This is a genomic window from Lactobacillus sp. 3B(2020) (assembly GCF_013487845.1).
In the GTDB taxonomy this organism is placed as follows: domain Bacteria; phylum Bacillota; class Bacilli; order Lactobacillales; family Lactobacillaceae; genus Limosilactobacillus; species Limosilactobacillus alvi.
In genome coordinates, this window is the sequence record NZ_CP047410.1 from 1,566,955 (window position 1) to 1,586,091 (window position 19,137).

The following is a 19,137-nucleotide window of genomic DNA, read 5'->3' on the forward strand; positions in this document are numbered from 1 at the left end:
TGCCCGTTTTTTGAAAGGAGCACTTATGCAATTAATCTCCATTGATATTGAAACCTACTCATCGGTCAGTCTAGCAAAAGCTGGCGTTTATCGGTACGCCACTAGCGATGACTTTCAGCTTCTCCTGTTTTCCTACGCCATCGATGAAGGTCCGGTTAAGGTGGTCGACCTTACCCAGGGTGAAACTATCCCCCAAGAAATTATCGCTGCCTTGTCCAAGCCCGAAATCATCAAGTCAGCCTTTAATGCCCAGTTTGAACGGGTTTGCTTGTCCTCCTTTCTTGGGAAACGACTAAAGCCAAAAGGTTGGCACTGTTCTATGGTCTGGGCTGCTACTTTGGGGCTGCCCCTTTCGCTAAAAGGCGTCGGAGCTGTCCTAGGCTTGGAAAAGCAAAAACTTGAAGCTGGTAAAGATCTCGTCCGCTACTTCTGCACTCCCTGTAAACCAACGCAAGCTAACCATCAACGAACGCGAAATTTGCCCTATCACGATCCGGCTAAGTGGCAACAATTCAAGCAATATAACCAACGCGACGTTGAGGTTGAAGTTGAGATTAATCAAAAACTCGCCCGCTTTCCGGTCCAAGAATCAGAATGGCATAATTATTGGCTCGACCAAGAAATCAATGACTGCGGAATTATGTTAGACCAGGTACTTGTCAAAAATGCAATTGCTTGCGACCAAAGTTTCCGCCAACAATACCTAGATGAAGCTCAGAAACTAACTGGCCTTGATAATCCTAATTCACCGACCCAACTAAAGGCTTGGCTACACGAACAAGGATTAGACATTCCCTCACTGTCTAAAGCTGATGTTGATTCCGCTCTTCAATCGGCAACTGGTGACGTCCGTAAAGTCCTGTTACTACGCCAGCAACTTTCCAAGTCCAGTGTCAAGAAATACACGGCCATGCAAACGGCGCTTTGTTCCGATGGCCGAGCCCATGGACTACTACAATTCTATGGCGCCAACCGCACCGGACGTTGGGCAGGTCGCTTGGTCCAAGTTCAAAATCTTCCCCGTAATTCTATGTCCGACCTCAAAGAAGCTCGCGATCTCGTCCGTTCTAATAATCAGGCATCGCTAAATCTACTTTACGATTCAGTTCCAGACGTCTTATCCCAACTGATCCGCACTGCCTTTATTCCTAAACCGGGCTGTCAATTTTATGTTGCTGACTTTTCAGCTGTTGAAGCCCGGGTAATTGCTTGGCTGGCTAAAGAACAATGGCGCCAAGAGGTCTTTGCCAAGAATGGCGATATTTATTGTGAATCGGCTACCCAAATGTTCCATGTTCCGGTGGTTAAACATGGGATAAATGGCCACCTGCGCCAAAAAGGTAAAATTGCTGAACTCGCCCTAGGTTATGGAGGCTCTGTTGGTGCCTTAAAAGCAATGGGGGCTCTGAAAATGGGAGTTAAAGAAGATGAACTCCAACCCCTAGTTAACATGTGGCGTCAGGCTAGTCCTAATATTGTCCAGTTTTGGTGGGACGTTGATAAAGCCGCGACGACTTGTATCAAACAAAGATTGGATACTGAGACCCATGGCATTAAGTTTAAATGCCAGTCGGGATGCCTCTTTATCTTCCTGCCATCCGGTCGCCGGATTTGCTATGTCAAACCCAAAATTGGAACTAATCGTTTTGGGAATGAATCAATTACCTATGAAGGAATCGGCGCCACTAAAAAATGGGAGCGCCTAGAAACTTACGGCGCTAAGCTTGTAGAAAATATCGTTCAAGCCACCAGTCGTGACCTGCTAGCCAATGCCATGCAAAATCTAACTCAAGCCGGCTATCAGATTGTTATGCACATCCATGATGAAGTCGTAATTGAAGCCCCTAAAGGTACCTCACTTTCAAAGATTGAAAAGCTAATGGCCACGGTTCCGACCTGGGCTAATGACCTAAAACTAAATGCCGCTGGTTTTGTCACCGACTTTTACAAAAAAGATTAGGAATTTTTTTCAAAAGTACTTTATTTTTCCCTCCTGACTGTCCTAACAGTGAGGAGGTTTTTTACGTTCTCGCAATTAAAAATGAAAGGATCTGATTTTGATGAAAACAGAACTATCGCTTGAAATCCCGCATGACTTATTAGCACCCGCTAAGGAAGTCATTGCAAATCTGCAAAAAGACCAAGCTAATCCCAATTATCGTCCGATAATTTACATCTGTGCTCCTTATACTGCCGTTGTCATGAACAATCGCAAGGTCATCCGACAAGTTGAAAACTACTGTCGCTTTGTTTATGAATGTGGTGGCATCCCCATTTGCCCGCAACTTTACCTGCCCCGTTTCCTCAACTTACGCAATTATAACGAGCTAAACGCCGCCGTTTTTATGGATATTGTCTGGATGCGCAAGTGCTCTGAAATCTGGGCCTTTGGTAAGTTAACTGGCGATATGAAATGGGAAATCAAAAAAGCCCAAAAGAAAGATCAACCCGTCCGCTACTTTACTGAATCTTTGGAGGTTATTAAATGAAGTTCACTCTATTTACCGCTAACACTGCTGGTAACCAAGCCAACACCCTCTACCCAAATCAAGTCGTAATTTCATCAAGGCAGGATCTACTAACTGCCATTAAAACCGATAATACCTGTGCTGAATTTAAAAATCATAAGCGTAACATTGCTAACTTTATCAAAGCTGACTGTCTCGTCATGGATTGTGACAACGACCACTCCGATGACACTACTGCTTGGATAAAGCCCGAAGATATTCAAAAGTACTTTGATGGTGTTGCTCATGCAATTACCTTTAGTCGTAATCATATGAAAGCCAAGCATGGTAAAGAACCCCGACCAAAATTTCATGTTTACTTTCCGATTAAGGAAATGACTAATGCTCAAACTTATGCTGAACTTAAACACGAAATTCAAAACTTCTTCCCTTACTTTGACGGGAATGCTTTAGACGCTGCCCGTTTTGTTTTTGGCGTAACGAACCAAGAAATTGTCTGGGTTGAAGAAAATGAAACTGTCGACCAATTTATCATGAGCCAGCGCTTCTTTAGTCAAGCTAACCACGCTACTACAATCAGCCAAGGTAACCGAAACTCAACCCTTTCCCATTTCGCCGGACGGGTCATTATGCGACTTGGAAATACTGATGAAGCTTACCAGGCTTTTATGGATAAAGTCGCTAAATGTGATCCGCCTTTAGCTGACCAGGAACTTAGCACCATTTGGCAAAGCGCCATTAAGTTTGGGACACGCATAGCCAAGCAACCCGGCTATATCCCACCATCCCAATACGGACAACAAGATGAAAAACTCAAACCAGCTGATTACTCCGATACTGGTCAAACCTATGCTTTTGCTAATTACTGCCAGGATCGGGTAACTTACACCAACCAAACTGGTTTCATGTGGTTTGATGGTAAAGTTTGGCAAGAATCGGAAGCCCTAGCCCTAGGCGAAGTCCAACGCTTCACCGATAAACAACTGGCCTATGCGGATAGTTTGGTTGCCACTGCAGCTACCCAAATCAAAAAGAATGGTGTCGCCCAAATGTTAAAGGTCATGAGTAAAGCCAAAGCTTACCAAGCCTTTAGCGAGGAACAGATCAAAAGCTACGAAGAATACGAAGCAGCTAAGCAATTTCGTGACTTTGTGATTAAGGAACGCAGCGTGCGCGGTATCGCCGGCTGTTTGAGTAACTCGCGCCCTAAACTTGTCCGTGAGATTAATGACTTTGACGCCGATCCTTTCCTACTCAATACCCCGGCTGGACCCTACAACTTGAAAAAAGGTCTCACCGGTAAACAAGACATCAAATCCTCAGAACTGATTACTAAGATGACCGACTTCTCCCCAAGTAACAAAGGAGCCGACCCTTGGCAAGAGGCCTTGCAAACATTCTTTTGTAATGACCAAGCATTGATTGATTATGTCCAAGAAATAGTTGGTCTAGTGGCAATCGGACAAGTTTTCTTAGAAGCCCTGATTATCGCTTATGGAGATGGGCGTAACGGGAAGTCCACCTTCTGGAATACTATCGCTAACGTTATGGGTTCTTATACCGGCCACCTGTCCGCAGATGCCTTGACCGTTGGCGTTCGCCGTAATATCAAACCCGAAATGGCTGAAGTTAAGGGTAAGCGACTCATCATTTCAGCCGAACTAGAAGAAGGTAAACGGCTCAACACCTCAACCATTAAACAGCTCTGCTCAACCGATGAAATCTACGCAGAAAAGAAATATATGAAACCTTTCTCCTTTGTCCCCAGCCACACTCTGGTCCTTTATACCAATTACCTACCTAAGGTTGGGGGCAACGACGATGGTATCTGGCGCCGGCTGATTGTCATCCCCTTTAAGGCCAAAATTGCTGGTAAAAGTGATATCAAAAACTACACCGACTACTTAACCAAAAATGCCGGGGAAGCAGTCATGCAATGGATCATCGAAGGCGCCCAAAAGATTATTGCCGCCAACTTCCAACCTACCGTACCTCCAGTCGTCAAAGATGCCATTAAAGCTTACCACGCAGAAAATGACTGGCTCGGAAACTTTCTTGAAGAATGTTGCGAAATTGACCCAAACTATTCTGAAAAATCGGGTGAGTTTTACAACGAATACCGCCTTTATTGCCAACGTCAAGGTGAATACATCCGAAATAGTGCCGACTTTTATACTGCCTTAAAGTTTGCTGGCTTTGGGCGGAAGCGGTCTACCAACGGACGATTCATCACTGGCGTCCGTTTGAAAAACACTGATTTTGATTTTCTAGCCTAAGGAGGCGTCATTGAGGTGTCATTCATCAGACGTGAAAAAGCCGATAACAACGGTCATTCTTCTTTTCTATGACACCTCTGTCACCTCTTTACTAATAAGTATATAAAGAGAAAAAAGTAAAAAAATAGTATAGGGAAGGATAGATAAACGGCTGACAGGGGTGTCATAAACACCGCTAAATCCTTGATGTGATAATCACTACTGGCAGTCGCCCTAATGTCACCTCCCTAACTTGGAGAAAAGTATGCGTGAAAACAAAATTGAAGCTTCCTTTGTGAAAGCATGTAAAAAACGGGGCGGACTATGCTTGAAGTTTGTCTCACCTTCAATGGCCGGTGTTCCTGACCGGCTTGTCCTTTTACCCGGTGGTCACTTGGCCTTTGTTGAGATGAAAGCACCCGGCAAGCATCCCCGCCCTTTACAAATCAACCGAATCAACCAACTCCAGCAACTAGGTTTTCTAGTCTATTGCTGTGACAACTTAAATCAAATTGGAGGAATCCTGGATGAAATACAATCCTCATGAATATCAGCAATATGCGACCAACTTTATCATTGACCACCCTGTTGCAGCGATTTTACTTGATATGGGTCTGGGTAAGAGCGTAATTACCCTGACCGCCATCAACGACCTCATCTATAACCGTTTTGAAGTTAACCGGGTTTTAGTCGTCGCCCCGTTGCGAGTGGCTAAAAATACTTGGCCCGCTGAAATTAAGAAATGGGACCACTTAAAACAGATTACCTATTCAGTAGTAACGGGAACTAAGCAACAACGTTTAGCTGCCCTCCAAAAAGACGCCAATCTCCACATCATTAATCGTGAAAACTTAAAGTGGTTAGTTGAAGAGTCTGGCTTTCCCTTTTGCTACGATATGATTGTCATTGATGAGCTATCTAGTTTTAAATCCTATCAGTCCCAACGGTTTAAATGTCTCAAGAAAGTTCGCCCTCGGGTAAAACGAATCGTTGGTTTAACTGGAACCCCATCATCAAATGGCTTGATGGACCTCTGGGCTGAATTCCGGGTCCTTGATATGGGGCAACGTTTAGGGCGCTACATCAGTCACTATCGCACTACCTACTTTGACCCCGACAAACGTAACCAGCATATGATTTTTACCTACAAGCCTAAACTTGGAGCAGAACAACAAATCTACCAACAAATTAGTGACATCACCATCTCTATGAAGTCCAAAGATTACCTAAAGTTGCCACCGCTCACGTTAAACACCGTCAAAGTTCAACTTTCTGATAAAGAAGCTGTCGTCTACAATACCTTGCGCGAACAGTTAGTCGTCGCTACCCAAGACAAACAAATCGATGCTTTAAATGCAGCCTCCCTTTCTAACAAGCTTTCGCAAATGGCTAACGGAGTTGTTTATGACAGTGATAAAAATCAGGTTGTAATTCATGAACGAAAACTTGATACGCTGGAAGACTTGATTGAAGCTACCAACGGTAAACCAGTATTGATTGCTTATTGGTTCAAACATGATCTGGAGAAAATCAAGCAACGCTTTGAAGTACGAGAAGTTAAAAGCAACCAAGACATTACCGACTGGAACCAAGGAAAGATTACTATCGGTGTAATTCATCCCGCATCGGCTGGGCATGGCTTAAATTTACAAGCTGGTGGCTCTACTCTAATCTGGTATGGCTTAACTTGGAGTCTGGAACTTTACCAACAAACCAACGCTCGGCTCTGGCGTCAAGGACAAACTAATCCGGTCGTCATCCACCACATCGTCACCCAAGGCACGATTGATGAAGATATTCTTGCTGCCTTGAAGCGAAAAGATAAAACGCAAACAGCTTTAATCAATGCTGTCAAAGCTAACTTAAAAGGAGTGGTTAACCAATGACTAATATCATGTGGAACTATCTCGACAAGCGTGAAGCTACTGTCGCCGCGCTCAAAGACTATAATGACATGCAGTTCATCATCAATGACTATCAAAACCAAGTTCATAAAATTAAAGAAAAGATGCTCCACCTACAATCTCCAAAACTTGGTGGCATCCCTAATGGAACTGGTAATGACAATGCAACTGAAACCCGCTTAATCTCTGGCATCACTAAACTAGATAAGGTCAACGAACGCTACCAAGTTGCTCGCGACTACTTTGATTGGTTTGAACCCGCTTGGCAGCAGCTCACCGACGAGGAACGCTTTGTCCTAGATTCCTGTTACCGCATCCCCAATCAGTCACTCAACCACGGCCTTACAGTCTTGATGAACAAGTACTTCATCGCTAAGACCACCGCCTACAACAAGAAGAACAAAGCTCTGGACCATTTGACCCTCCTACTCTATGGTAGCCACCATTAAGAAGGTAAAAACGTGAACACACTTCTTAATTCCCAGTGCTATACTGATAGTGTAGAGTAGTAAAACAAATTGAATTTCCTAACTAAGCCTGGTGGTTTCTAACCGCTGGGCTTTTGTTATGGACTCAGAAAGGAGGTCTATCATGCCCTACTCACCCAAGAAACCCTGTCGCTATCCCGGATGTTGCAAGTTAACCCACCAAACCTACTGCGAAGAACATGCAAAGTTGGTTGCTAGAAACTACGACAAGTACCAACGCCCAGATCGTACTAAGAAAAGCTATGGTCGCGCCTGGCAACGGGCACGCAACCACTACATTCAACTCCATCCTTTTTGCGAGATGTGCCTGCGGTCAGGGCGCTACACCCAAGCAACTGAAGTTCATCACGTCTTACCTATCTCCCAAGGTGGCACCAACGCCCAAGACAACCTGATGTCACTTTGCAAGCCATGCCATTCTAGGATCACAGCTGAAATGGACGACCGCTGGCACCACCGACTCCAAACCTATCATTACTGACGGGAGGGGCGGTCTAAATCGCTTTTGGCAAGCGCCAAGGGAACGGGGGTGGGCCTTCGCGTACAAAAAATCGAATTCAAACAGGGTATTACCCCCTACCCCGACAGCTAGCATATATGTAATAAGGAGATGATTTTTAACCGTGGCTAAGGACGGAACTAATCGTGGTGGCGCGCGGGTTGGTGCCGGTCGAAAACCTAAAGCCTTAGCCGATAAATTAGCGGAAGGCAAAACTGGTAAGGTCCTCGACTTGCCTACCCCAACTCCTATTGAGGGACGAGAAATGCCACCAGTCAAGGATTATTTAAAAGCAAAACAAAAAAATGGCAGAGACCTGGAGGCCGCAGAGATTTTTGAAGACACCTGGAAGTGGTTGATGGAACGGGGCTGTGAAAATCTCGTTAATACCCAGTTAATCGAACAATATGCCATGAGCGTTAGTCGGTGGATTCAATGCGAGGAATGCATTTCAGAATACGGTTTTCTCGCTCGTCACCCGACAACTGGGAATGCGATTGCTTCACCTTACGTCTCAATGAGCCGGGACTATATGAAGCAATCAAGCCAACTTTGGTTTCAAATCTTTCAGGTTGTTAAAGAAAACAATGCGACAACTTATCAAGGTAACACGCCCCAAGATGATGTGATGGAACGCCTCTTGCGCTCCCGGAAAGGAATGAACTAATGGAATTTGCAAAAAAGAAACTCACGGATTTAATTCCTGCCACATATAATCCTCGGAAGGACTTAAAACCCGGTGACCCTGAATACGAAAAACTAAAACGTTCGCTTGATGAATTTGGTTACGTTGAGCCGATTATTTGGAATAATCGAACCGGTAATGTTGTCGGCGGCCATCAACGTTTAAAGGTGCTTAAAGCAGACGGTATCAAGGAAGTCGACTGCGTGGTAATTGACTTTGATGAAGAAAAGGAAAAAGCCCTTAATGTTGCCCTTAATAAAATCAGTGGTGATTGGGATAATAAAAAATTAGGGCTCTTAATCACTGACCTGCAAGCTGCCGACTTTGATGTGTCACTAACCGGTTTTGCTGAAAATGAAATTACCGACTTACTCGGAACTGATGAGGAAGCCAAAGACGATGACTTTGACATCGACAGTGAATTAGAAAAGCCGACCTTCTGTAAAACAGGCGATCTTTGGCACCTAGGTAAGCACACCTTACTATGCGGTGATTCAACTAAACCTGAATCTTACCAAAAACTGCTCGGTAATCATAAAGTTAACCTGGTCTTAACTGACCCACCCTATAATGTTAACTATCAGGGCAATGCCGGTAAGATTAAAAACGACCACCAAGATGATAATCACTTTTACCAGTTTCTTCTAGATTCATTTCGTTGTATGTATGATTCAATGGCCGATGATGCCAGCATCTATGTTTTCCATGCCGATACAGAAGGCTTAAACTTCCGGAAAGCATTTCAAGATGCTGGTTTTTATTTATCCGGCTGTTGCATTTGGAAAAAGCAATCACTAGTTTTAGGCCGCTCACCTTACCAATGGCAACACGAGCCTATTCTTTATGGCTGGAAAAAGTCAGGTAAACATGAGTGGTACACCGGCCGTAAGGAATCAACGATTTGGGAGTTTGACCGGCCCAAGCAAAATGCTGATCACCCAACCATGAAGCCAGTTCCACTCTTGGCCTATCCAATTACCAATTCAACCATGAGTAATTGTACTGTGCTCGATCCGTTTGGTGGTTCAGGATCCACCTTGATTGCTTGCGAACAAACCGACCGGATTTGCTACATGATTGAACTTGACCCAAAATTCTGCGATGTGATTGTTAAGCGGTATTTGGAACAAGCCGGTACTTCTGATGGTGTAACCGTTGAACGTGGCGGCCAAACTATCCCTTATTCTCAACTCAATCTTTCTGATAAAGAAAGTGCGAAATAACTTGCTATTACAGGGCTTTAGAGTGATGTATGTAGTAACCAAAGAACAGGAGGAAATTTAAAATGTTACTACAATACAATGTTCAAGGTAATGGCCGTAAAGCCCTAGTTAGAGAAATTGAAGCATTCACTGGTTTGACCGCTGAATATGAAGGCACCCCAACTTTTGCCTATCAAATTGGCCCATATCGGGTGACTCGCAACGGCGAACTAATTTGTGGCTACTCGGTTCCCGAGGACTTAATTACTGCCCTTAAAAATGCGGGCTTTGAACAAACCACAGCTGAAAGTGACCTGGTTATTTCTTACCCGGTTAATAAATTTACTGAACTAGCCCTGCTCAACCTTCAACGCTTGGTCAGAGCCAAGGCAACCTTGATTAAACACGCACTTGGAGTTAACGACCTGCCGATTGAAATCACCGATGAAACAATTAGCTTCCCTTGGTTTGGCAAGGTCACCCCGGAAGAAGCTAAAGCCTACGCTCATTTCCTTGATAAACTGGTAAAACTGTCAATGAAGTTGCAAAGAGTGACTTCCCGGCCCCGCGAATACAGCAATGAAAGATACTCCTTCCGCGGGTTCTTATTAAAACTCGGCTTTATCGGCAAGGAATACAAAACGGACCGACGTATTCTTTTGAAGAATCTCTCCGGGAATGCCTCCTTCCTCCATGATCCTAAGAAGAACAATGATAAAGACACAGAAGCCTAAATATTAAGGGAGGTAATCAAATGGACCGCATCAAAAGAGAACTAGCATTACACGACCAACTCAGAAATGAAATTGATAAAATTCGCAACACCGGCGAAGTTAATATGTTTGATGTTCCAAACGTTAAACGCCTGGCCTACTACTACAACTGCCACTACCTGGTGTGCTTCTTAGAAGAAAGACGTGCCGACTACATTAACTTCATCTTAACCGGCAACTTCGAATAATAACCAAAGGCACTGACCTATTTAGGGACTGGTGCCTTTTTACGTAGAAAGGATGTGATTATCATTTGCGCAAGTTAGAAAACTACCAACCCACCAAATATATGGATAAAGACTCCACTTATAACAAAGATGCTGCCGATTTTGCCGTGTCCTTTATCGAATGTCTCTGTCATACCAAAGGAACTTGGGCGGGCAAGCCCTTTGAACTAATTGATTGGCAAGAAAAAATTATCCGTGACATCTTTGGCACCTTAAAACCTAATGGCTATCGGCAGTTTAACACCGCCTATATTGAAATTCCTAAGAAACAAGGTAAGTCGGAATTGGCCGCAGCCGTTTCTCTTTTACTTTGTTGCGCTGACGGAGAAGAACGGGCCGAAGTTTATGGTTGTGCGGCCGACCGGCAACAAGCCGCGATTGTCTTTGATGTGGCAGCTGACATGGTCCGAATGAACCCAGCCTTGAAGAAACGGGTTAAAATCTTAGCTTCCCAAAAGCGGATTATCTATCAGCCAACCAATAGTTTCTATCAGGTCCTTTCTGCCGATGCCTATTCCAAGCATGGCTTTAACGTTTCAGGCGTGATTTTTGATGAGCTGCATACCCAGCCTAACCGTAAACTCTATGACGTGATGACAAAAGGATCAGGAGACGCCCGCACGCAACCCCTCTACTTTTTAATCACAACCGCCGGAACGGATACCCACTCGATCTGTTATGAAGTCCACCAAAAGGCCCTCGATATTATGAACGGTCGCAAGCATGATCCGACTTTTTATCCTGTTATTTACGGCTCCAAAGAAAGTGATGATTGGACCGACCCTAGTGTTTGGAAGAAAGCCAATCCTTCACTTGGGATTACTGTTTCAATCGATAAGGTCAAGGCGGCTTTCAATTCCGCTAAGGAAAACCCCGCTGAAGAAAATACCTTTCGCCAGCTCCGACTTAATCAGTGGGTTAAGCAATCAGTCCGGTGGATGCCAATGGACAAATGGGATGCCTGTGCTTTTCCTGTTGATGAACAAGCGCTTGAAGGCAGAGTTTGTTACGGCGGTTTAGACCTTTCTTCTTCAACTGATATTACTGCCTTTGTTTTAGTCTTTCCGCCTGAAGATGAGTCAGAAGGCTACACTATTCTCCCTCACTTTTGGATTCCGGAAGATAATGTTAACCTACGTGTCCGGCGCGACCATGTTCCCTACGATATTTGGAAGCAGCAAGGTTATCTTGAAACAACCGAGGGTAACGTCATTCACTACGGCTATATTGAACAATTCATAAATAATCTTGGCAAAAAATACAATATCCAAGAAATCGCCTTTGACCGCTGGGGGGCCGTGCAAATGGTCCAAAACCTAGAAGGGATGGGCTTTACAGTTGTCCCATTCGGCCAGGGATTTAAAGATATGTCGCCAACCACTAAAGAATTGATGAAGTTGACCTTAGAAAAGAAAATTGCCCACGGTGGCCACCCTGTTTTGCGCTGGATGATGGATAACATCTACATCCGCACCGACCCGGCGGGCAACATTAAACCCGATAAAGCTAAATCAACTGAAAAGATTGATGGCGTGGTAGCAACCATTATGGCGCTTGACCGGGCCATTCGCAATGAAGGCGAAACGGAAGACTCAATTTATGATGAAAGAGGGTTATTATTCCTATGAGTATCTTTAACAAACTATTCAACAAAAATAAGGCTTCACCAGCTAACTCCCTATCCAGTACTTGGTCGTTTTTGTTTGGCGGTACCTTGTCCGGGCAAAATGTCACCGAACGAACCGCCATGCAAAATACTGCCGTTTATGCCTGCGTCAGGGTGTTAGCAGAAAGTTTGGCCCAACTTCCCCTTCATGTTTATCGCTATGGGGATGAAGGTAGCAAGCAAAGGGATTTAAAGCATCCCCTCTATTTCTTATTGCATGACTCCCCTAATCCAGAAATGACCAGTTTTGTTTTTCGTGAAACACTAATGAGCCATTTGCTTTTATGGGGCAATGCCTATGCCCAAATCATCCGCAACGGACGCGGTGAGATTACTGGTCTCTACCCGTTGATGCCTAACAAAATGGACGTCAACCGGGCACAAAATGGTGAACTGTATTATACCTACACAAAGGACTTTGATGAATATGGTGCTAAAAACCAAGCCAAACAAATTATTCTCCTAAAAGATGAAGTTTTGCATATCTCGGGACTAGGCTTTGACGGTTTGATTGGCTATAGCCCAATTGCCATGGCTAAAAACGCAATTGGCTTATCAATGGCCGCCGAACAATATGGAGAAACTTTCTTTAAAAACGATGCCACCCCAAGCGGAATCTTGCAGCATCCAAATGTGGTCAAGGATCCGGAACGATTACGTAAAAGTTGGAATGCCCAATTTCAAGGAAGCAACCAGCATAACATTGCTGTCCTTGAAGAAGGCATGACCTTCCAGCAACTGTCGATTCCGCCTGATCAAGCCCAATTCTTGGACACCCGGAAGTTTCAAATTGATGAAATTGCCCGTATTTTTCGAATCCCACCCCACCTAATCGGAGACTTAGACCGGTCTACCTTTTCAAACATTGAACAGCAATCGCTAGAATTTGTTGAATACACCTTAAATCCTTGGTGCGTCCGTTGGGAACAAGCCATGAATCAACAACTACTCTCGCCTAAAGAACAAGGTAAGGTCTTCGTTAAATTCAACGTTGATGGGCTTTTACGGGGCGATTATGAAAGTCGCATGAACGGTTATGCGATTGGACGTCAAAACGGCTGGCTTTCTGCCAACGACATCCGAGAGCTTGAGGATTTGAACAAAATTTCTAGTGAACAAGGTGGCGACATGTACTTAGTTAACGGGAACATGCTGCCCTTAGATAGAGCAGGCGGTTTCTATGACAAGAAAAATGAAAGCGAGGAAACAAACCAATGAAACATTTTTGGAACTGGAGTGGTCCGACTAACCAACGGGTATTAACCATTAACGGTACGATTGCCCAAGAAAGCTGGTTAGACGATGAAATCACTCCCCAACTCTTTCAAGATGAACTCAACGAAAGTGAGGGGCCAATTGAACTATGGATCAATTCGCCTGGCGGTGACTGCATTGCTACTAGTCAAATCTACACCATGTTGATGAACTATAGAGATGATGTGAACGTCAAGATTGATGGCGTTGCGGCTTCGGCAGCTTCGGTAATTGCTATGGCTGGAACAACGGTCTCAATGGCCCCGACTGCGATGTTAATGATTCATAATCCCCTTACGCTAGCCAAGGGTGAAGCTGGTGATATGCAAAAAGCAATCCAACTGCTCAATGAAACTAAGGAAAGCATCATCAATGCCTATGAACTTAAAACCGGTCTGCCACGTGAAAAAATCTCGGCAATGATGGATGATCAAACCTGGATGAACGTCAACAAGGCAATTCAACTAGGATTTGCCGATGAAATGCTCGGTAATCCTGATGAACCACCAACTAATTGTTACACCTACTCAGACCATCAGGCTGATCTAGTTTTACTCAATAAGCTTAAACCCAAAACAAAATCGAATATCTCTGTAAAGTCGCTGCAAAGGCGGCTTTCTTTATTAGAACACTAAATTTCAGGAGGACAAACCTATGAACAAAATTATCGAATTACAAGAAAAACGGGCTAAAGTTTGGAAACAAGCGAAGGATTTTCTGGATGAAAAACAAACTAAGTCAGACATTTTATCGGCTGAAGATAATGCCCAATACGAACGAATGGAAAAAGAAGTGGTTGCTCTCGGTAAGGAAATCGATCGTCTTACCAAACAAGTAACCATCGACAACGAACTCAACCAACCTACCACTAATGCCATTGTTAATACCCCAACTCTTGGAAAAGTACCAAACACTAAAGACCAATACAACCAATCATTCTGGAACATGATGCGAGGAAATATCTCCGCCAATGTCATGAATGCTTTAAAGGAAGGTTCAGATGCAGACGGGGGTTACTTAGTTCCTGATGAATTTGAAAAGCAACTCGTTCAAAAACTCCACCAAGAAAATGTCCTCCGCTCTATTTCCCACGTCATCCAAACTTCCAGCGGTGACCATAAGATTCCAGTTGTTGCTAGTGAAGGAACCGCTGCTTGGTTAGACGAAGAAGCAGCCTACACCGAAAGTAATGCTACTTTCAGCCAAGTAACCCTTGGTGCGCACAAGCTGGGAACTTTAATCAAAGTTTCTGAAGAATTACTGAACGACTCAGCTTTTGATTTAACTAACTACATTTCTTCTGAGTTTGCCCGTCGTTTGGGCGATGCTGAAGAAGAAGCCTTCTTAACCGGTAATGGTACAGGACGCCCAACTGGGATCCTTAACGATACTAACGGTGCCAAAGATGGCATTACCACCGCTTCGGCAACGGTAATTACCTTTGATGAATTAATCGACCTTTATTACTCACTTAAAGAACCCTACCGTAAAAATGCTGTCTTTTTGATGAACGATGACACAGTTAAGGCTATTCGTAAGTTAAAGGACAAGAACGATCAATACATCTGGCAACCTTCTATCCAAGCCGGAACGCCAGATATGATTCTGAATTGTCCAGTTTACACAAGCCAATATATGCCTAACTTGACCACCGGTAACAAAGCCGTCCTATTTGGTGACTTTTCCTACTACTGGATTGCTGATCGCCAAGGACGGACCTTCAAACGACTCAACGAATTGTACGCCGTAAATGGTCAAGTTGGCTTCTTAGGTTCCCAACGTGTCGATGCCAAGACCATTCTTCCTGAAGCTTTAACAACTTTGAAGATGGGCGCTGGTAAATAGGAGTGAGTAAATGGGAGATGAAGCAAATACCAAAACACCCACCTTAGCAGAAATTAAAACCTACCTCCGGGTTGATGGCACCACTGAGGATGATTTAATTACCCATTTCATTGCAGCCGCAGTTTCCACGATTGAAAATATTCTGCGGCATCCAATTAGCGACTACGATGTGGTCCCCGATGATATTCGCACCGCTATTTTTTATACTGTGGCTTACCTATATGAATACCGGGAAACTGCTGATTTTGATGCCATGATCAAATTTTTACGGGCAATTTTAACACCTTATCGGAAGGAGGCTTTTTGATGGAAAAAGCTGGTGAAGATAACTCAAAGCTTGTAAATATTGGTGAGATGCGCGACCGCATCCGACTCTATAACAAAGTTACCTACGGACGTAATCCCAATACCTACCAACCAATGACTAAGGCTGTTTTATTAGCGGAAGTTTGGGCTTATGTATCAAACCTTCACGGGACAGAGTACTACACCGCCGCAATGGTTAAAGTTGAAAGAGAAGTCTCCATGACCTTCCGCTATATCGAAGGCGTTAAAGAATCAACCGAAATTTGGTTTAATGGCCACTGGTACAACATCAAGTTCATAGATGATGTGAAGTACCGGCACCGCTACCTACAGTGCAAGGTAGCAATGGAAACTTCAACCACTCCACCAGACGATTTAAAAAAGAAGTGACAATATGATCAAAACGAAAATTATTAGTATGTATTGGGCAGTCCTAGGTGGCTTTATCGGCTGGTTTCTCGGAGGTTTGGACGACTTACTGTATGCTCTCCTTACCTTTGTAATTGCTGATTATATAACGGGAATTCTATATGCGATTAGTGAACGTAAGCTTTCCAGTGAAGTGGGCCTACGTGGCGTAAACCGGAAAGTCCTTATTTTCATCTTGGTTGGTCTCGCAAATATCATCGATATGCACTTACTCAAGCACGGCACCCCACTGCGAACCGCCACCATCTGTTTCTACATTTCCAACGAAGGAATTTCCCTTTTAGAAAATGCTGGACGCTTAGGACTCCCCTTTCCCAAACAACTCAAAGATGTCTTAGAACAACTCCAAAACAACAAGGATAAAAAGGATTGATGAAAATGGGAATTTATAAAGGAATTGACGTTTCACTGTGGCAAAAAAATATTAATTTTAATGCCGTTAAAGCAAGTAGGATTGACTTCGTGATTATTAATGCCGGATATGGCCATTCGATTCACCAAAAGGATCCATACTTTGAACAAAACTACGGTCGGGCCAAAGCCGCTGGACTCAATGTTGGGGCATATTGGTTCTCATATGCGGACTCCGCTACCGACGCAAAACTAGAAGCCGATACCTGCTTAACCGCCATTGCCGGAAAACAATTTGATTACCCGATTTACTTTGACCTTGAAGAAAAGAGCCAATTTAAGCAAGGAACAGACTTTTGTTCTGAATTGGTTAAAGCATTTTGTTCAGAGATTGAAAGCCATGGCTACTATGCTGGACTCTATATTTCACGATCACCGCTACAAAACTATATTTCTCCTGATGTTGCTAGTCGTTATGCTTTGTGGATTGCCGAATATAATCCCCGTCTCAACTACAGCGGAAACTGCGGGATTTGGCAATACTCTTCTAATGGTTCAATCGCCGGGATTAGCGGTAACGTTGACCTAGACTACTCCTACATCGACTATCCGGCTATCATCAGAAAAAAAGGCCTGAATGGCTATGGCGCCAATACTAAGCCTTTAAAGTCAACAGATGAAATAGTTGCTGAAGTTTTAGCTGGTAAATGGGGTAACGGCACTGACCGCAAGAACCGCCTCTCTGCGGCTGGGTATAACTATTCCTCTATTCAAGCAGCCGTAAATCAAAGGCTGAATCAAAAATCCATTGACACCTTGGCCCGTGAAGTCATTCAAGGTAAATGGGGCAATGACCCCCAACGTAGTCAAAAACTGCGTGCGGCTGGCTATGATCCAACTACCGTTCAAAGACGCGTCAATCAACTGCTATAAATATAAGGTCCATGGGCTCATTCGCCTGTGGGCCTTATTTTTTTGCCAAAACCGCTGTATTTTTTGCCTCTAACTGTCCTAACAGTGAGGAGGTAAAACTATGACCCTTACTAATCAACAAATTCAAAATGAACTACTTTTTCAAAAGGCACAAGAAATCACGAAAGAACTATTAGAACAAGGACTAATCACACCTGAAATTGCCCAACGAATCGAACAAGAAAACCGGCAAACTTTCCCGCTATTACTGGGTTTATTACAGCTTTAATTCGTTGATGTGTCTAAAACTCAGAGCTAACATGCATGACTGATGAAAGGAGGGAAAAAACAATGGAAACTAAAAAAATCATGCAAAATTTCATTCCCAGCCGGGAGCTAAAACGGGTTGCTGCTTATTGCCGGGTTTCGACCGGTTCCGACGAGCAGTTAAAAAGTCTTAAGGCTCAACGTGAACACTATCAACACTACATTAGCAACCATCCCGGCTGGGAACTTGCAGGAATCTACTACGATGAAGGAATTTCTGGAACTAAGAAGAATAAACGGCCAGAGTTGCTTCACTTGTTAAGGGACTGTGCAGCCCACCAAATTGACCTAGTTATTACCAAGTCAATTAGCCGGCTTGCCCGTAATGCTGCCGATTGTTTGGACATTGTCCGTCAGCTAAAGGACCTCAATATCCCCATTATCTTTGAGCGGGAAAATCTGAACACCAGCAATATGGACGATGAATTCATCTTAACCGTCCTTAGTAGCATGGCGGAAAGTGAATCAAAATCAATTGCCGCTAACAACCGCTGGTCAATTCAAACTCGGATGGCCAATGGCTATTTTAAAGTTTCGACTCCGCCCTATGGCTATGACCGAAACTTTGAAATTATTCCTAGCCAAGCTAAAGTGGTTAAACAAATTTTTACTGACTTTTTAAATGGTCAAAGCAGCCTAACAATCGCTAAAAACTTGACCGTTCCGGCGCCATCCGTTGGTAAATGGAGCGATAGTACCATTCGAACTATGCTTCGTAATGAATCTTATACCGGCAACCTGCGCTTGCAAAAGACTTATACCGACGATGCCTTCAACCGACACATCAACTACGATGAAGAGACAATGACCTGGTATCAAGGCCACCATGAGCCAATTATCAGCTTTGATGAATTTGAACGGACCCGGGCTTTGCTGACGCAAAGAGCTAAGCAACGCAACACCAAGACACGTAGCCAAAAGTACCGGCAAAAATATCTTTTCTCCGGCAAACTTAACTGCCATTGCGGCGGTACATTTAAACGCCAAAAGAAGGCTAAGCGGGTAACTTGGACTTGCCAAACTCATATTAAGGAAAAGAAGTCTTGCCCGGTTAAGCCAGTTGATGAACGCCAAATTGAAGTCGCCTTTGTGACCATGATAAATAAACTTATCTTCAGTAGGACGAAACTTTTGCAGCCTTATCTTCAATCATTGCGAAACCAACCAGCAAACCACAAGTATAAGCGGATTAAAGAATTAGAATCAGCTATTTTAAGCAATACTGAAAAACGTGATACCTTGATGACGATGCTATCCCAAGACTTGATCGAGCCCAAAGAAATGATGACCAAGATGACCAAACTAATCGACCAGTCCAATCAATACCGGCAAGAGCTGAGTAAACTCCGCTCCACAATTGGTAAAAACGATAGTCTGATTATTGCCACTCGTGAACTTTTAAATTACGTAGATAGCCACCCGATTCAAACCGAGTTTAATCCTCGATTATTTGAAGAAGCCGTGGAAAAAATCACAATTGAAGATAATTCACATCTAGTTTTCCACTTGTTCTGTGGATTAAATCTACCAGAAAGGATTTGAAGCC

General features: G+C 43.8%; 21 protein-coding genes. All 21 read left to right on the forward strand.

Translation table 11 applies throughout. The features are described from left to right. The first annotated feature begins 25 nt into the window (after nucleotides 1-25). The 21 genes from GTO83_RS07885 (at nucleotide 26) to GTO83_RS07985 (ending at nucleotide 19,133) form a co-directional block, all read left to right on the forward strand. Nucleotides 26-1,960 carry a DNA polymerase gene (locus tag GTO83_RS07885; RefSeq protein ID WP_180870235.1) on the forward strand — a complete coding sequence of 645 codons (1,935 nt, stop codon included), beginning with the start codon at nucleotides 26-28 and terminating at the stop codon, nucleotides 1,958-1,960. Between the two features lie 100 nt (nucleotides 1,961-2,060). Continuing rightward, nucleotides 2,061-2,489 (forward strand): hypothetical protein, encoded by a 429-nt coding sequence (locus GTO83_RS07890; RefSeq protein WP_180870236.1) that lies wholly within the window; start codon nucleotides 2,061-2,063, stop codon nucleotides 2,487-2,489. Then, nucleotides 2,486-4,744: a phage/plasmid primase, P4 family gene (locus tag GTO83_RS07895; RefSeq protein ID WP_180870238.1), complete on the forward strand. Its 2,259-nt coding sequence runs from the start codon at nucleotides 2,486-2,488 to the stop codon at nucleotides 4,742-4,744. Before GTO83_RS07890 ends, GTO83_RS07895 begins: the two co-directional genes overlap by 4 nt. A gap of 244 nt (nucleotides 4,745-4,988) precedes the next feature. Further along, nucleotides 4,989-5,270 carry a VRR-NUC domain-containing protein gene (locus GTO83_RS07900; protein WP_066024061.1) on the forward strand — a complete coding sequence of 94 codons (282 nt, stop codon included), beginning with the start codon at nucleotides 4,989-4,991 and terminating at the stop codon, nucleotides 5,268-5,270. Further along, nucleotides 5,251-6,609 carry a DEAD/DEAH box helicase gene (locus tag GTO83_RS07905; protein WP_180870240.1) on the forward strand — a complete coding sequence of 453 codons (1,359 nt, stop codon included), beginning with the start codon at nucleotides 5,251-5,253 and terminating at the stop codon, nucleotides 6,607-6,609. The genes GTO83_RS07900 and GTO83_RS07905 overlap by 20 nt, the downstream gene beginning before the upstream one ends. Further along, on the forward strand, nucleotides 6,606-7,076 hold the full coding sequence (locus GTO83_RS07910) for a restriction endonuclease (protein ID WP_066024063.1): 471 nt from the start codon (nucleotides 6,606-6,608) through the stop codon (nucleotides 7,074-7,076). Before GTO83_RS07905 ends, GTO83_RS07910 begins: the two co-directional genes overlap by 4 nt. Before the next feature lie 142 nt (nucleotides 7,077-7,218). Next, nucleotides 7,219-7,596 (forward strand): HNH endonuclease, encoded by a 378-nt coding sequence (locus GTO83_RS07915; RefSeq protein WP_083213901.1) that lies wholly within the window; start codon nucleotides 7,219-7,221, stop codon nucleotides 7,594-7,596. 142 nt (nucleotides 7,597-7,738) lie between these two features. After that, entirely contained in the window at nucleotides 7,739-8,281 is a 543-nt protein-coding gene (locus tag GTO83_RS07920) for a P27 family phage terminase small subunit (protein ID WP_180304693.1), read from the forward strand. Beyond that, on the forward strand, nucleotides 8,281-9,522 hold the full coding sequence (locus GTO83_RS07925) for a site-specific DNA-methyltransferase (protein WP_180870242.1): 1,242 nt from the start codon (nucleotides 8,281-8,283) through the stop codon (nucleotides 9,520-9,522). The genes GTO83_RS07920 and GTO83_RS07925 overlap by 1 nt, the downstream gene beginning before the upstream one ends. A gap of 62 nt (nucleotides 9,523-9,584) precedes the next feature. Next, complete coding sequence (locus GTO83_RS07930) at nucleotides 9,585-10,235, forward strand: hypothetical protein (RefSeq protein WP_066024066.1); 651 nt, start codon at nucleotides 9,585-9,587, stop codon at nucleotides 10,233-10,235. 20 nt (nucleotides 10,236-10,255) lie between these two features. Continuing rightward, a complete protein-coding gene (locus GTO83_RS07935; protein WP_180870244.1) occupies nucleotides 10,256-10,462 on the forward strand; it encodes a DUF5049 domain-containing protein in 207 nt (68 codons plus the stop codon). Between the two features lie 101 nt (nucleotides 10,463-10,563). Further along, complete coding sequence (locus GTO83_RS07940; protein ID WP_083213904.1) at nucleotides 10,564-12,129, forward strand: terminase large subunit; 1,566 nt, start codon at nucleotides 10,564-10,566, stop codon at nucleotides 12,127-12,129. Then, nucleotides 12,126-13,385 carry a phage portal protein gene (locus GTO83_RS07945; RefSeq protein WP_180870245.1) on the forward strand — a complete coding sequence of 420 codons (1,260 nt, stop codon included), beginning with the start codon at nucleotides 12,126-12,128 and terminating at the stop codon, nucleotides 13,383-13,385. The genes GTO83_RS07940 and GTO83_RS07945 overlap by 4 nt, the downstream gene beginning before the upstream one ends. Beyond that, nucleotides 13,382-14,056: a head maturation protease, ClpP-related gene (locus GTO83_RS07950; RefSeq protein ID WP_066024069.1), complete on the forward strand. Its 675-nt coding sequence runs from the start codon at nucleotides 13,382-13,384 to the stop codon at nucleotides 14,054-14,056. Before GTO83_RS07945 ends, GTO83_RS07950 begins: the two co-directional genes overlap by 4 nt. Nucleotides 14,057-14,075: 19 nt before the next feature. Further along, nucleotides 14,076-15,266, forward strand: a complete 1,191-nt coding sequence (locus GTO83_RS07955) for a phage major capsid protein (protein ID WP_180870247.1) — start codon at nucleotides 14,076-14,078, stop codon at nucleotides 15,264-15,266. Nucleotides 15,267-15,276: 10 nt separating this feature from the next. After that, entirely contained in the window at nucleotides 15,277-15,573 is a 297-nt protein-coding gene (locus tag GTO83_RS07960; protein WP_066024071.1) for a head-tail connector protein, read from the forward strand. After that, nucleotides 15,573-15,962: a phage head closure protein gene (locus GTO83_RS07965; RefSeq protein WP_066024072.1), complete on the forward strand. Its 390-nt coding sequence runs from the start codon at nucleotides 15,573-15,575 to the stop codon at nucleotides 15,960-15,962. Before GTO83_RS07960 ends, GTO83_RS07965 begins: the two co-directional genes overlap by 1 nt. A gap of 4 nt (nucleotides 15,963-15,966) precedes the next feature. After that, complete coding sequence (locus GTO83_RS07970) at nucleotides 15,967-16,374, forward strand: holin family protein (RefSeq protein WP_066024073.1); 408 nt, start codon at nucleotides 15,967-15,969, stop codon at nucleotides 16,372-16,374. 5 nt (nucleotides 16,375-16,379) lie between these two features. Then, entirely contained in the window at nucleotides 16,380-17,285 is a 906-nt protein-coding gene (locus tag GTO83_RS07975; protein WP_180870249.1) for a GH25 family lysozyme, read from the forward strand. Nucleotides 17,286-17,385: 100 nt separating this feature from the next. Further along, complete coding sequence (locus GTO83_RS07980; RefSeq protein WP_161517660.1) at nucleotides 17,386-17,553, forward strand: SHOCT domain-containing protein; 168 nt, start codon at nucleotides 17,386-17,388, stop codon at nucleotides 17,551-17,553. Nucleotides 17,554-17,615: 62 nt separating this feature from the next. Then, nucleotides 17,616-19,133 carry a recombinase family protein gene (locus GTO83_RS07985; protein WP_180870251.1) on the forward strand — a complete coding sequence of 506 codons (1,518 nt, stop codon included), beginning with the start codon at nucleotides 17,616-17,618 and terminating at the stop codon, nucleotides 19,131-19,133. Nucleotides 19,134-19,137 lie beyond the last annotated feature (4 nt).